The sequence below is a fragment of the Paenibacillus sp. p3-SID1389 genome (assembly GCF_025151705.1).
GTDB classification, from domain to species: domain Bacteria; phylum Bacillota; class Bacilli; order Paenibacillales; family Paenibacillaceae; genus Fontibacillus; species Fontibacillus phoenicis.
Genome location: NZ_JALXVO010000050.1, coordinates 1 through 13,317 on the forward strand (window position 1 = coordinate 1; position 13,317 = coordinate 13,317).

A 13,317-nucleotide genomic window follows, 5' to 3' on the forward strand; every position below is an offset into this window, starting at 1 on the left:
ATTAGTGATGCTGATGCATCTACTATTTATTGAAGGGATTTTGCAATATCTTCGAGTTCTGTTTGTGAAAACGTTTTGTTGTGGCTTGAGGCAAAAATTGTAAATGAATATCCATCTTGCTTCCAATCTAAAATCTGAGTTAGTCCATTATCTAAATAATTTGACACAATGCTATTATCTAACTTACCTTGTTTAATTGTAAAATTCGAAGATATTGGAGTTATTTGGGCGTCAACTGTTCTTAATGTTAAATAGTCCTTGGTTTCATTATTGACGTAAGTAATTTCAAGGATATTATGATTCCCAATAGTTGAACTTTGGGCATAGGTCTCATCTACCGTAAATGGGAGCTTAGTTGGCTGTTTTTTAGAAAGATTGGTATTTTCAAGCGCAAATTTGGTAGATAAACTTTCACTAGTAGACATGAGGTTATTAGCAAGTGAATCTTTTGCTGCAAGGGAGGAATTTTTTACTGATAGCTGATTTGCTTGCGTATAAGTTCGGCATATAACCCCAGTACTTATACTGCATGTATTTGGTGGCATATTTTGGGTTTCGAGAGCGCTGACTGGTCTTCCATAATCTTGAGGATAGTATCCTGCTGTTTTATTAATACCTGTGGTTAATGTTGTGTAGTCTGTCAGATGGTATCCATAGTGGCTATTATCGGTAAAAAGAAGCTCATTATTAAAATTATCTGTTACCCAGTATGTTTTATAAATTGGATCTCCGCGTGTTACATCAGGTTTCCATGTAGTCATAATGAAATTCAAATGATATGCATCCGTAGCCTTCACATAATCTTCCATAGTATTTTTATAATATACTGTGGATGTTTGAATAGTCATCACATTCGAGCATTACTCGGATTTTCCAAGAGTTATGCTACAAAGTTTATCGGAGTCGCTTGCGAAGTTGTAAGACTAAAGATACTAAAAATAACGGAACAGGTAATTACAAAAGAAACCAAGGTTTTTTTACTAGTTTTCATGTTTTACCCTCCAAATGGTATTTTTGTAACAATACTATCCTCCTTTTCCTTTTTCTATTTAATATATTACCATAATTATGGATATAATGTAATATTATATATTTTCTGAATTTGTGTTACTATTTAATGTATACCTTAAATTCTTATAAAAGGAGTTTTTTTATGGCCATTGGAATAATTGTTATTTTGATTGTGTGTACTGCCCCTTATTTTTATAGAATGCGCCAACGGCTCCACAAGCTCGAAAAAGAAGTTGAAAAAATGAAAAACGATAACTTGTGACCAAGAGCCAAAGTGGAGAACTAACATTAAGTGTGTTGATCTTGGTAAAATAAATGGAGGGAGGAATAATAATGGCTAACGTAACGGGAAAAAGTGGAAAGGCAAGTTCAAAAGGCCTTTATGTGATTACAGTAATTGTCTTTGGGTTAATAGTATTGATAAGCGTGATTACGTACGTGAAGAGCGCAAAATCCACCGAACTGAAGGATCTCCCGAACTACACGGAAATCAAAGGCGACTACACGGCCGAGGGCTTGAAGTATAAGAAGCAACCGCACCTGGGCGATCCAAGCACCAAGGTGAAGGTGATCGAATTCGCCGATTTCAAATGTCCGGCCTGCAAGAAGTGGGAAGAAACCTACATGCCTCAGCTTCAAAAAGACTTCATCGATACCGGCAAAATCGAGTTGTTCTTTACCAACTACGCGTTCATCGACCGGGATTCGATTCATGGCAGCCAGCGCGTGCGAGGCGATCGCGGCGCAGAGTAATGAGAAGTTCTGGGAGTTCAAGCGTAAGCTGTATGAACACCAAGGCGATGAGACGAAAATTTGGGCGACACCTGACTTTTTGCTGGACTTCGTGAAGAAGAATATCGAGGGGATCGACTATGATCGGTTCGCGAAGGATTTAAAAGAATATACCTACATGCTGCCGGTCAAAGAAGATTTCAAAACAGTGGTTACTACGGGGTCAACGGAACCCCTCAATTCATGGTGAACGGGGAGCTGCTGCCAAGCGCTTCCTACGAGGAGTTGGCGGCGGCGATTGAGGCGGAGCTGGCGGAAACCGACTAATTCACGGACATAATTAGGATATTCATATTAAGTCTTATGAAAAGCGACGTTGAAGTCGCTTTTTTTCGTAGCCTTCGAGTTTTTAGATAGCCAAATCGATGGATTTCCCTTAGACCCTTCGCATTGCAAAGTATAAAAGTACCAATACCGATGAAAAGAAGATACATTAATACGTTTGGGATGATCCAGGCGATGCGAAGTTTGATGGTTTTGTTCAAGAACTCCACCTCCATGTAAAAACCATTAGTCCGGGCATGTAAACAGTAAGGATATAAATTCGTTATCTTACTTTTACCATGAATAGGTTGCGATGTCTCGAGGTATCTTAACGATAGCGTTACTTCCACATCCAAAGGACAGAAAATCTTTATGAGGAAATTTGGTGAAGATCAAAGGTCAAAGAAGGTCAAATCAAAAGTCAAGCCCTAAGCGACGAGGAAAAATTCGCGAAAATCGCCCGATACAAGGCTGTTTGGGCTAAAATCACTTTTGTCACTTTGGTCGTGGAAGCATATAATGAGGATGTAAGGTCAAATAAGGTCAAACTAAAGAAAGGGGAATGAATAATCATGTTTGATTTGATTCCTTTTGGCAGACACAGGGAAGATGCGTTTGGACAGTTGGCTAAAACGTTTAATGATGTGTTCAATGATGACTTTTTTGCACCGTTTAAAAATTCGCCGCTTTCTTTCAGAACGGACATCCGTGAAACGGATCAAGCGTATCTGGTTGAAGCGGAATTGCCTGGTTTCCGAAAAGAGGACATCGAGATCGACTATGCCGCACCTTACTTGACAATCAAAGCGGTTCGTAATGAAGACCACAACATGGAGGATACGAACCATCAAATCGTTCGGAAGGAACGCCGGCACGGCGAATACGTACGCAGATTCTACGTGCAGGACATTGCTGAAGAAGATATTCGCGCGTCCTTGAAGGATGGCGTTCTGAAGCTGGAGGTGCCGAAACGGCAACCGACCCGCTCCAAACGCATCCAAATTCAAGACGGCGATTAATATAAACAGGGGCTATCCCTCCAGCAAATTTGCTGGAGAGGATAGCCTCCTTTGTGTTACATAAATCATCAGTTTCGCTCATGACGAGATGCCGCAAGAGCGGCGGGATCAGCGGTGCGCTCGGCGGTGTATTGCACAGCAGTGTACTTGGCCTCCCCGTCGTCCCGGGCGCTGCCCCAAGAAGCGCCGTCAGCACTTGTGTCTGCGCCGGAACCAGTGTCCCCCGCTTCCACGCTTTCCGCCCTAACGGCGGAGATCTTAAACTCCGGCATTCGGCTGACGGGGTGCAGGGCGTCGTTCGTCAGCCGGTTCACAGCTAAGTCGCCGCCCCAATGGAACGGGACAAACATCGTGCGCGGATGGATGTCCGCCGTCACCTTGGCGGCGACCTCCAGCGACCCGCGCAGCGTGGTCAAGCGGGCCCGGCCGTTCGGCGAGGGCGCACAGCAGCCAGGCGTCCGGCAGCGCCGCGCCGGCTGGCTCAAACACCCGGGGCCGGCAGAACACCCGGCCCTCGAGGTTCGTCATCGTCTCTTCCACTTCGAGGAAGGACGTGCCGGGCAGCAGCCAATCCGCGTAGGCGGACGTCTCCGTCTCGAACAGGTCGACGACGACATGTACTGCAGCGTATGCTCCACGCCGTTCACCTGCTGCTCCAACCCCCGCGCGGTAAGAACCATTCCGCGCTTTGCCCCGGCGAATCCCCGAGCCACTTGACGGATCGTGTCCTAGGGGATCCCGGTACGTAGTCTGTGTGATGTTACGTCCAAAGCTGTCTTCTGCAAAAGCGGACTGCAGCACCTGAGCATCCTTCACTTGCACATCTGCCACGTAATAGGTGAGTTACAACCACTTCCACATGCTCGATCAAATAGCGGTCCACCAAACCATATAAAATCCCGCCAATGCCCCTAAAGAGGCACGAGGAAATAAATGGCCAGCTTCTTTTTCGAAGTGCGACGGCCGGCCCTCTTGAGATTTTCGCTCATGGGTCTTTCACTCCATTCCGTGTTGCATTGAGGTTCGCCTCAAGCCAAGATAGATAGGGCTTGGCAGCAGGCAAGACCATCATACGCCGCTAACCTGAATTGAAGCTTAATGTCCAAAGATGCCCAGCTCCCCCATTTCGGGTTACAATAGAAGAGACAGACAGGAATGACATTGATTATTCGGGAAAAAGAGGGAACCGCCTTGAGCCAAATTGCAAATTCTACCCAAGCTCCAACCGAACCGCAACCGGCGCAAACCTTAGAGCAAACTATTTCGGAGGTCGTCCGCGCGCAGCAGCAATTCGTCCGATCCGGTGCCACGCGGCCGGTAGAATTCAGGCTGCGTCAGCTGGAACGTCTGAAGACCGCGATTAAACGTTATGAAACGCGCATTTTGGAAGCGCTGCAGCGAGATTTGCGCAAGCCTGAATTTGAAGGCTACAGCACGGAAGTGGGTTATGCTTACGACAGCATCCGCTACGTGATGAAGCATCTGAGGCGTTGGGTCAAGCCGGAGCGGGTTCGAACTCCGCTGGCCCATATCGGCTCCAGCAGCTACATCTATCGGGAGCCTTACGGCTCGACCTTGATCATTGGCCCGTTTAACTATCCGTGTATGCTGGTGATCGACCCGTTGATCGGAGCGATTTCTGCGGGAAACGCCGCGATCGTGAAGCCTTCGGAGTATACCCCTCATGTCTCCAGGGTGATCGCCGAGATGCTTGGCGAATATTTTGAACCCGATTACATACGAGTCATAGAGGGAGGGCCGGAGGCGACGTCTGCGCTGATCCATGCGCCGCTGGATTTTATTTTTTTCACCGGAAGTATTCGGGTTGGAAAGATCGTCATGGCGGCCGCTGCGGAGCATTTGGTGCCGGTTATCCTGGAGCTTGGCGGGAAGAGTCCTTGCATCGTGGATCAAGAGGCGGACCTCGATCTGGCTGCGCAGCGTATCGTTTGGGGCAAGTTCCTAAATACAGGTCAGACCTGCGTGGCTCCGGACTATGTACTCGTTCACGAGTCGGTGCGAGCGGAGCTGGTTGCCAAAATGAAGGCGCAGATCAAAGCCTTCTACGGTGAGGATCCAAGGCAAAGCCCTGACTACGGGCGGATCGTAAATGAGCAGCAGTGGAGCCGACTGATGGGATTGCTTGAGCCGTCCAAAGTTGTGGTTGGCGGGGACGGAGACCGTGAGGATCTGTATTTGGGGCCAACGATTTTGGACAACGTCAGCTGGGAAGACTCCGTGATGCAGGAAGAGATTTTTGGACCGATTTTGCCGGTGCTGGACTATCGAGACCTAGATGTGGCGCTCCGGGAGATTGGTGAGCGGCCCAAGCCGCTGGCGTTGTACTTGTTTACGAGCAATGCCGCCACGGAACGGAAGGTGATGGAGTCCGTTTCATTTGGCGGAGGGTGCGTGAACGATACGGTCATGCATCTGGTGAGCCCGTATTTGCCCTTTGGCGGTGTCGGCTCTTCGGGGATGGGAGCCTACCACGGCCGTTACAGCTATGAAACCTTCTCTCATCGGAAAAGCGTGCTGAAAAAGTCAACGCGGGTGAACTTGAGCTTCATCTATCCGCCTTATACGGCTGGCAAGCTGAAGCTGATTCGACGTTTTTTCAAGTAGTATGCAGTCTCGGGAGTCAAATGGTATGAAAATTTCATGGGAGGGATGATCATGGAAATCAGTCCAAGCCGGAAATTTGCCTGGACCTGGCGGGTGAAGGAAGATCAACTGGAGGCTTACGTGGAGATGCATTTGAACCCTTGGCCCGAGGTGCTGGAGGAGCATCGCAAAGCGGGGATTCGCAATTATTCGATTTTTCAGCAGGGGAATCAGTTCTTCTATTGCTTTGAATGCGATGATCCGGACGCGGCGTTCAAGTACATTGCGGCCAGCGAGGTTTGCCAGCGGTGGAACGCGATTACGTCAGGCATGGTGGAGGGTTCGTTTGACTTTAATGAGCCGCAGCCGATCGTGCCGATGCGCGAGGTATTTTACTTGAAATAGAGACGAATCGGAGGGATTCTTGATCATGAAATATCGGACATTAGGAAAAACCGGTCTCAACGTTTCTGTGGTCGGCATTGGAACTTGGCAATTCGGTGGGGAGTGGGGTTTAAACTACACGCAAGCGGAAGTGGATGCGATCTTGGATCGGGGCCGGGAGCTGGGCATCAATCTGATCGATACGGCGGAATGTTATGGCGACCATTTGTCCGAATCGTTTATCGGGGATTATCTCAGCCGACGCAATCGGGAGGATTGGCTGATCGCCACGAAGTTCGGGCATCAATTTCATGAACGGTTTACGCGGACGGACTGTTTTGATGCCGCGGCGGTGCTGCAACAGCTGGACGCCTCGCTGAAAGCGCTGAAGACCGACTATATCGACCTGTACCAGTTTCATTCCGGCCCGGATGCGGCGTTTGATAATGATGAACTTTGGACGCTGCTGGATAAGCAAAAGCAAGCCGGGAAAATCCTCCATCTGGGCACGTCGATCGGCAGCAACGACAACCTGCATCAGACCGAAGCTTCAACGAAGGTAGGGGTGGAGGCGATTCAGGTGGTTTATAACCGGCTCGACCGCGTGCCGGAGAATCGGGTGTTCCCGTCCTGCGAGCGCCAGCAACTCGGTGTGCTTGCAAGAGTTCCTCTGGCGAGCGGTTATCTGAGCGGCAAGTATAAACCGGGCGCGGTGTTCAGCGAAACCGATGTACGCCATCGTCATGATCCGGAAAGCACCCGGCGCAAGCTGGAGGAAGTGGAAGAGATTCGGCGGAATGAAGTGCCGGAGGGTGTGGACATGGCTCAGTGGGCCTTGGCCTGGTGCCTGAAGAATCCTGTTGTCAGCACGGTGATTCCGGGCTGCAAGAACCCTGCGCAAGTGGAGGCTAATGCGGCTGCGGCGGAGCTGGAAATCTAAGAACCCCCATAAAGATCGATAAGCAGACAAAAAGTTTGCTTATCGGTCTTTTTTCATATTGACGATTGTCAAATTTAGGATTATTATGTAAACATATATTGGAAGTTTAGTAGGATATGGTGTTGCTTGATGTCATTGGATGTCGTTTGACTCCTCTGTTAGCCGAGAATCCTTTGGCTCGCAGAAGGTCGCGGAATTGGGGGGTGATAATTTTTTGATATCTACAACCACGATTCGCGCAGAACTGGAAGATTACATCAAGAGCGAAGGGACAACCCTGCACCGTTTCTCGGAATCCGCCGGGGTGAACGTCGGAACGTTAAGCGGAATTATTAACGGGAACCGGCCGATTGCCATCGGACAATTGGATCGGATTACGGCTGCGATGGGGTTGCCTGAAGGACACTTTTACGATTTATACGCAGATGAATGTTTTACTTCAACGGCTCCGCATTGGAGGAGGCTGCGGCCGTTCCTGCTGAGATGCGCCGAGTTGCAGAAGCATGACTGCATTAAACAGGTTCTAAACCGTTTGTTAGAGGATTTGAAACAAATCGCGGGCATTTTCGATACAGCCGAAATGATGTATGAACAAGGTTGGAAAGAGGCTGCGGTTATACTCTATGAAAGCGTTATCGAAAGTGAGCGATCTAGCCACTCCGAACGCTTGGCGATGAGTTACTACAGGTTGTTTAAAATTCATCGCATGGATAGTGACAAGGGTTTTAAGACTGCCATGCAATTTTTACCCTACAGACATCGATTGCCGGAAGTGTATGCGCTCGATGGATTACTAATGTTGGTCGAAGTTTATTCGCTTAAGTTTAATTGGTCTGAAGCCGAAGTTTACGCAGATGAACTTTGCCAATTAGCTAAAGCATTGTATGAAAAAAAAGTATGGAAATATAGTGATTTTAAGCCGCTCCGTCCTCTTGTTTATTATTATGGTAGAGGCTATCTTCTTAAAGCTGGCTCTTATGAATATAGAGGAATGTTTGAGGAATCAAAGAAATGGATTGCAGAATATGCGAATTTAAGTTGGTTTGATGCCGATGATGAAAACCAAACTGCCGTTATAGAACAATTTAAAATGTTTGCACAAGCCAATTATCTTTGCTTGGATATTAAAGCTGGGGATCGATCCAAAATTCCTGAGTATGTTCAATTCTTGGAAGAAGAGCCCGATGAACTTATTGAAGGTTTGATCACATTAGTTGAATCGGCCAATCGCCATCAGTTCTACATCGATGATATTCTTGATCGCTTTTCCGAAGAAATTGAAAAATACAGGTTGATTGGAAAAGATAAGTGGTTTTCAGAATCGGTAGTAAGTATGAATCGCTGTTCCGTTTTTTTCCAGAATTACGCAATTTATAATCTGAGGAAAGGGGATTATGAAGAAGGTATAAGGAGTTTACTGTATAGCTTGAAGATGGCAATTTCTTTGAATAACAAATCTTTGATCGTAAATTGCATGACTTTGTTTGAACTGAATCGCAAGTTTGTTACAGATGAGCAATATAAAAATTTTGAAGAACTATGTAGAAAGGTGTGGGAAAATGAAAAAGAAAATGTTCTCTACGGTTTCGGCTATGAAAATGCTTAGTTTGGTAGGTTTAGCTAGTGGTGCTGGTTTAATTGCAACATTGGCACACGGTTATTGGGGATAATATATTTCGTCTTGAACCATTCAAAAAAAGTAGGGATCAGTCCTTGGGACTGACCCTATTTTTATTGTATAGCGTATACAGAGACAGAGTGAGGAACATGCCAGGCCGTTCCATTTCAAAAAATGGAATTTTTTTTGTTTCTTGCATTAGGTCTCATTATGCAATATTTGGCAACCTCTTCTAATATGTTCCTAGGGTGATAGTGATGAACAATTCTGAAAAAATCAGATTTCGGATCGAATTGGAAAGACAAGAATTAAATCGGCTCGCACAGAGATACGGAATGCGCCATGCACGGGTTCTCCATCAGTCGGTTGTTCTTGACCGCTTGTTAAATAAATATAGCCAAGTCATATATTCCAATTACCGAAGAAGGAAGCCGATCGCGTAGATGCGGCTTCTTTTCTTTGTCCGTTGGCTAATTCCTTAATTCATAATCTTTTTGATTTCCTCGATAGACAATTGGGTCATATCCGCAATTTCTTCCAGAGTGAAGCCCTTGGATAACAACCTGCGCGCGATTTGCCGGCGTTCGATGAGGGTGCCTTGTTCGATCCCTTTTTCAAATCCTTTTTCGATCCCTTGTTCTATACCTTTCTCCAGGCCTTCTTCCAACCCTTTCTCATATCCTTGACGCATCCATGCGGGCATTAATTCCATGATCACTTCACTCTCCTTTGCATATTGTTTCGCCAGCTCCCGAAGCATTTCTTCATCCTGCCGGGGATCCGGCTCGAAATATAAATCGGCGATAGACATCACTAGCGCTAGACGGGCTTGATCCAGTCTTTGGCTGAGCTGCAGCAGCATGCGCAGATAGGCTAGACGGAGCTCCCGTTCCTCCCCTTTATTGTAGCCCATTTTAGCGAGTAATGCAGCAGCCACGGGGTTGTTGGAATCAATGAATCTGCGCCAGGGTTGGTTGATGAGCTCGACTTTCAGAAACCGAAATTGGAGGATATCCTCTCCCAGAATCGACATGTTTAAGGAATTTCGCTCATTTTTACTCTCTGCGGATGTAAAGATGGCGATAGGGATGATGAGCTGGTGCTCTTTCCGGTGCCGCTCAAAGAGCCGGCTGAAGTAGATAAACATCCGTTCGTGGAAGTCTGCTTGTCGGTACGATTGAGGCTCCAGATGGATGAGGATGAAGGCATCCGTACCGATATATTTGGTTTCCAGCAGGAGATCGAGCGTACGCGCTTCTTCTCCCACCACATCCACAAGCTGCTCTTGCATAAGGAAACGGGTTTGGCTGAAGTCCAGCTGCGATTCAAGTTCAGGAAAAAACAATGCGATAAATTCCGCGAAAAACGTATGCAACAGCTTTTTAAACGCTTCGTCATGAGGGATGATTTTCTTCCCATAGTTCCCGCTTTGCGATTCCTCACCGACTTGTTGGACTAAAGATGATGTTGATACCAACAACAGGTCACACTTCCTTTCCAAACGCAAAAAAGCACACTACGCGCGCCAAGATGGACAGATGCGTAAGTGTGCTTCACTTTGCTTAAGATTCAATTAAGCCTAGTTTATCCGAAATGGGTCGTTTTGGCAATTTTTATCACCTCTGTCCATTCTTAGCGGAAGGAAGTGACCAAGCTTTGCAGCAACGTACGTACATCGTACTGGTACTGATTGATAGGGACAATCGGCTTGTTCAGTCCCAACAGGCCATACACGGCCATACGGGCCGTCCGAACAGAGTATTCTTCAGTGAAGACAACGTCGTCCGGGATTTCGCAGAATTGACCGATAAACGCTAAGTTGGTGGAGCCGTCCGGGATGACCTTTGGCCGATCGCCGATCGCTCTAGGCATGAACTGCGAGGTGATGAACGGCATCATACATGGAATACAGTTGGCGGTGGAGAGATCGCTTCCATATCTTCTTGGAAGTGGAGATGGTGCAGCAACTCGGTGAGAATCTCCTCACCGGTACATTCGGACATTTTTTTAGGCACATAATCCCCAATGCCATCCGGGAATAATCCATAGCCCCAGAAGACCTTCACATGCTCCGGCTGATTACGGAAATGCGGCTGATGAGCCAGCACGATGGACATGAACCAGCTTGAATCTTTAAAGGTCACCAGTGCGCCGGTTCCCGCCTTGTTGCGGGAGAAAGCTTCCATCCGGTCAAAAAAGCGCGAGCCCTGACAAGTCACCGTAAACGACTCCCATTTGGACTCGTCGATATGGTCGGCGAAGACAGATGGACGTCCAAGGCCCGGTTTCTTGGCGGCAATCCGCTCCCATAACTGCCAAGAGCTGCCTTTGCCGTTCAGCTTCGGCGGGGTGTTCATGGAGCCCAGGCTGTAGCCCTCGGTCATCGAACCGTTGGTGACGATCACCAGATCCCCTTCTCCTAAATCCAGGACTCGGGGCTCTCCGTCTTTCAGATAGTGCATCCGCGTCACGGTGATTTCATCGCCTTCGCGGAAGTCCAGATCCGTAACTGTGCATTTCAGCGAAAAGTCTACGCCGTGCCCCTCCAAATATTTTTGCAGCGGGAGAATGACGGAGTCGTATTGGTTATAAGGTGTGCGGGTGACTCCCTCCAGCGTATGGACTCGCGGGAATTCATGCATAAACCGAAGCATGTATCTTTTGAACTCCACGGCGCTGTGCCAGGGCTGGAAGGCAAAGGTTGTTGCCCACATGTAGCAGAAATTTGTCTTAAAAAAATGCGGGCCAAACCAGTCATTGATTCGCGCGGTGCCCAGGTTCTCTTCCGGGGTCATGATCAGCTTGACCATCGCAAGCCGGTCCGCCATATCAAAGCCCATCGAGGTGACGTCCGCCACTTGGCCGTCTCGGTTTACTAACCTTGCGTTGGAATGGGTTGGGTGGGCGGTATCGAAAGCGATGATTTCATCTCGCACCGAGAGCTCCGGATGGTCTAAGGAAGGGATGGAGCGCAGTAAATCCCATGTATTTTCATAAGTCTCATCATTCAGCATTCGGCCGCCGCGGATCACATATCCGCGTTCACCGTCTCCGGCACCATCGTTGCTGCCGCCTAGCACCTTCATTTCCTCCAACACATGAATATGTTGGCCGGGAAAATCGCAGTCCTGAACCAGGAACGCGGCCCCCGCCAGTGAAGCGATCCCTCCGCCAACAAAATAAACGTGATGGGTGTGACGATCTGCAGACATAACTTTCACCTCCAAAGAATGTGATGAATGGAACAATTTCAATGTAATCTGTCTTGGGGGCGAGCGAAATCAACAATGCAGGGCGCCTGTATAAAAAAACGACACTCCCTAAGGAGTGTCTAGGATTCCGACGGAATCAGCCAGATTTCGCCTTGGTCAGATGGGAGCTAGACAAGGGAATCACCTGCTTTGTGGAAAAAATAGGTAGATCATCCTGTCTTTCATTATACTCCCGCTCAAGCTAGCCTTCAAAAAAATAACCTCCGCCAAATCGATAGCGGAGGTTTAGGAACATCAAGGTCCTGGGGTTAAGTCGTCTTCGACTTATTGTAAATATCGAAAGCGACGGCGAGAAGCAGGACCAGCCCTTTGATGCCTTGCTGCCAATCCACCCCAAGCCCGATCAGCGACATGCCATTGTTCATCACGCCCATGACCAGGCCGCCGATAATCGCGCCGATGACGGTACCGATGCCGCCGGAGGCAGAGGCGCCACCGATGAAGCAGGCCGCGATCGCGTCGAGCTCAAAGTTCGTCCCGGCCTTCGGCGTAGCCGAGTTGAGGCGGGCGGCAAAGATCAGGCCGGACAGTGCAGCCAGGGCGCCCATGTTGACGAAGACCCAGAACGTCACCTTTTTGGTTTTGACGCCGGAGAGTTTGGCGGCCTTCTCATTGCCTCCAAGCGCATAGATATGGCGGCCCGCCACCATTCGGTTCATAACGAACGAATAAATGACGATCAGGAAGAACAGGATGATCAAGATGTTCGGCAGCCCGTTGTAGGTTGCCAGCACAAAGGTAAATATGTTGATGATGGCAACGAGCAGTACGAGCTTCGTGACGAACACCCAAATCGGCGCGACCTCAAACTGATATTTGAGCTGGGTTCGCCGCTCCTTCCATTCCTGCCAAATGAGGAGAAGGGAGAGCGCCAGACCAAGCAGAATCGTCAGGATATGAAGGCTGCTGCCGCCAAACCAGTCGGGAATGAAGCCGGAACTTATGCGTTGGAACGATTTCGGGAATGGTGCGATCGACTGGCCGCCAAGCACGATCATCGTCAAGCCCCGGAACAGCAGCATCCCGGCTAATGTGACGATAAAGGCGGGGATTTTTACGTAAGCGACCCAAAATCCTTGCCAGGCACCGATCAGCCCGCCGATCACCAGTGAAATGATAATGGTAAGAAACGTTGGCAACTGAAAATCCACCAACATGATGGCAGCCAAAGCCCCGATAAAGGCGGCGATGGAGCCGACGGACAAATCGATATGTCCAGTGATGATCACAAGCACCATCCCGATGGCCAGCACCAAAATGTAGCTGTTTTGCAAGATCAGATTCGTAATGTTGAGCGGTTTGAGTAAGATGCCGCCCGTCAAAATTTGAAACAAGATGGTGATGAAGATTAAGGCGATAATCATGCCGTACTGACGTATGTTTTTTCGAAAAAGTTCGCTAACCGCTTGCATC

13 protein-coding genes and 1 pseudogene are annotated in these 13,317 nt (G+C 48.3%); 8 read left to right on the top strand and 6 right to left on the bottom strand.

What is annotated here, in order from left to right; all coding sequences use genetic code 11:
• Positions 1–26 precede the first annotated feature (26 nt).
• Positions 27–848 (bottom strand): hypothetical protein, encoded by an 822-nt coding sequence (locus tag M3G15_RS17330; protein ID WP_260071598.1) that lies wholly within the window; start codon positions 846–848, stop codon positions 27–29.
• Positions 849–1,344: 496 nt separating this feature from the next.
• Here M3G15_RS17330 and M3G15_RS17335 point away from each other — a divergent pair, with 496 nt between their 5' ends.
• From M3G15_RS17335 to M3G15_RS17345, 3 genes are all read left to right on the top strand, one after another.
• Complete coding sequence (locus M3G15_RS17335) at positions 1,345–1,764, top strand: DsbA family protein (RefSeq protein ID WP_260071599.1); 420 nt, start codon at positions 1,345–1,347, stop codon at positions 1,762–1,764.
• Positions 1,724–1,993, top strand: a complete 270-nt coding sequence (locus tag M3G15_RS17340; protein ID WP_260071600.1) for a DsbA family protein — start codon at positions 1,724–1,726, stop codon at positions 1,991–1,993. Before M3G15_RS17335 ends, M3G15_RS17340 begins: the two co-directional genes overlap by 41 nt.
• Before the next feature lie 646 nt (positions 1,994–2,639).
• Positions 2,640–3,086, top strand: coding sequence for an Hsp20/alpha crystallin family protein (locus M3G15_RS17345; RefSeq protein ID WP_009223855.1), 447 nt, complete (start codon positions 2,640–2,642; stop codon positions 3,084–3,086).
• A gap of 68 nt (positions 3,087–3,154) precedes the next feature.
• Here M3G15_RS17345 and M3G15_RS17350 read toward each other — a convergent pair whose 3' ends face one another.
• Positions 3,155–3,463, bottom strand: a complete 309-nt coding sequence (locus tag M3G15_RS17350; protein WP_311202293.1) for a molybdopterin dinucleotide binding domain-containing protein — start codon at positions 3,461–3,463, stop codon at positions 3,155–3,157.
• On the bottom strand, positions 3,345–3,902 hold the full coding sequence (locus M3G15_RS21540; protein WP_311202294.1) for a molybdopterin-dependent oxidoreductase: 558 nt from the start codon (positions 3,900–3,902) through the stop codon (positions 3,345–3,347). Before M3G15_RS21540 ends, M3G15_RS17350 begins: the two co-directional genes overlap by 119 nt.
• 375 nt (positions 3,903–4,277) lie before the next feature.
• On the opposite strand from M3G15_RS21540, the gene M3G15_RS17365 reads away from it, so the two are divergent.
• The 5 genes from M3G15_RS17365 (at position 4,278) to M3G15_RS17385 (ending at position 9,075) form a co-directional block, all read left to right on the top strand.
• Positions 4,278–5,711 (top strand): aldehyde dehydrogenase, encoded by a 1,434-nt coding sequence (locus M3G15_RS17365; protein WP_260071601.1) that lies wholly within the window; start codon positions 4,278–4,280, stop codon positions 5,709–5,711.
• 51 nt (positions 5,712–5,762) lie between these two features.
• Positions 5,763–6,095 (top strand): L-rhamnose mutarotase, encoded by a 333-nt coding sequence (locus M3G15_RS17370; RefSeq protein WP_260071602.1) that lies wholly within the window; start codon positions 5,763–5,765, stop codon positions 6,093–6,095.
• Between the two features lie 25 nt (positions 6,096–6,120).
• Positions 6,121–7,014 carry an aldo/keto reductase gene (locus M3G15_RS17375; RefSeq protein WP_260071603.1) on the top strand — a complete coding sequence of 298 codons (894 nt, stop codon included), beginning with the start codon at positions 6,121–6,123 and terminating at the stop codon, positions 7,012–7,014.
• A gap of 196 nt (positions 7,015–7,210) precedes the next feature.
• Positions 7,211–8,620, top strand: a complete 1,410-nt coding sequence (locus tag M3G15_RS17380; protein ID WP_260071604.1) for a helix-turn-helix domain-containing protein — start codon at positions 7,211–7,213, stop codon at positions 8,618–8,620.
• 269 nt (positions 8,621–8,889) lie between these two features.
• The gene (locus tag M3G15_RS17385) at positions 8,890–9,075 is read left to right on the top strand and encodes an aspartyl-phosphate phosphatase Spo0E family protein (RefSeq protein ID WP_009223862.1); all 186 of its coding nucleotides are present in this window, start codon (positions 8,890–8,892) and stop codon (positions 9,073–9,075) included.
• Positions 9,076–9,110: 35 nt separating this feature from the next.
• On the opposite strand, the gene M3G15_RS17390 is transcribed toward M3G15_RS17385, so the two are convergent.
• The 3 genes and pseudogenes from M3G15_RS17390 to mmsB all read right to left on the bottom strand — a co-directional run bounded on the left by M3G15_RS17390 (position 9,111) and on the right by mmsB (position 13,316).
• Positions 9,111–10,112, bottom strand: a complete 1,002-nt coding sequence (locus M3G15_RS17390; protein ID WP_009223863.1) for an Rpn family recombination-promoting nuclease/putative transposase — start codon at positions 10,110–10,112, stop codon at positions 9,111–9,113.
• A 152-nt stretch (positions 10,113–10,264) separates the two neighbouring features.
• Positions 10,265–11,844 (bottom strand): annotated as a pseudogene (locus M3G15_RS17395) (oleate hydratase).
• Positions 11,845–12,152: 308 nt separating this feature from the next.
• Positions 12,153–13,316, bottom strand: coding sequence for a multiple monosaccharide ABC transporter permease (gene mmsB, locus M3G15_RS17400; RefSeq protein ID WP_009223865.1), 1,164 nt, complete (start codon positions 13,314–13,316; stop codon positions 12,153–12,155).
• Position 13,317 lies beyond the last annotated feature (1 nt).

Bases quoted from the DNA above. Each gene is read 5' to 3' on its own strand.
- M3G15_RS17330 (WP_260071598.1), bottom strand. From the start codon at position 848: ATGACTATTCAAACATCCACAGTATATTATAAAAATACTATGGAAGAT.
- M3G15_RS17335 (WP_260071599.1), top strand. From the start codon at position 1,345: ATGGCTAACGTAACGGGAAAAAGTGGAAAGGCAAGTTCAAAAGGCCTT.
- M3G15_RS17340 (WP_260071600.1), top strand. From the start codon at position 1,724: ATGGCAGCCAGCGCGTGCGAGGCGATCGCGGCGCAGAGTAATGAGAAG.
- M3G15_RS17345 (WP_009223855.1), top strand. From the start codon at position 2,640: ATGTTTGATTTGATTCCTTTTGGCAGACACAGGGAAGATGCGTTTGGA.
- M3G15_RS17370 (WP_260071602.1), top strand. From the start codon at position 5,763: ATGGAAATCAGTCCAAGCCGGAAATTTGCCTGGACCTGGCGGGTGAAG.
- M3G15_RS17375 (WP_260071603.1), top strand. From the start codon at position 6,121: ATGAAATATCGGACATTAGGAAAAACCGGTCTCAACGTTTCTGTGGTC.
- M3G15_RS17385 (WP_009223862.1), top strand. From the start codon at position 8,890: ATGAACAATTCTGAAAAAATCAGATTTCGGATCGAATTGGAAAGACAA.
- mmsB (WP_009223865.1), bottom strand. From the start codon at position 13,316: ATGCAAGCGGTTAGCGAACTTTTTCGAAAAAACATACGTCAGTACGGC.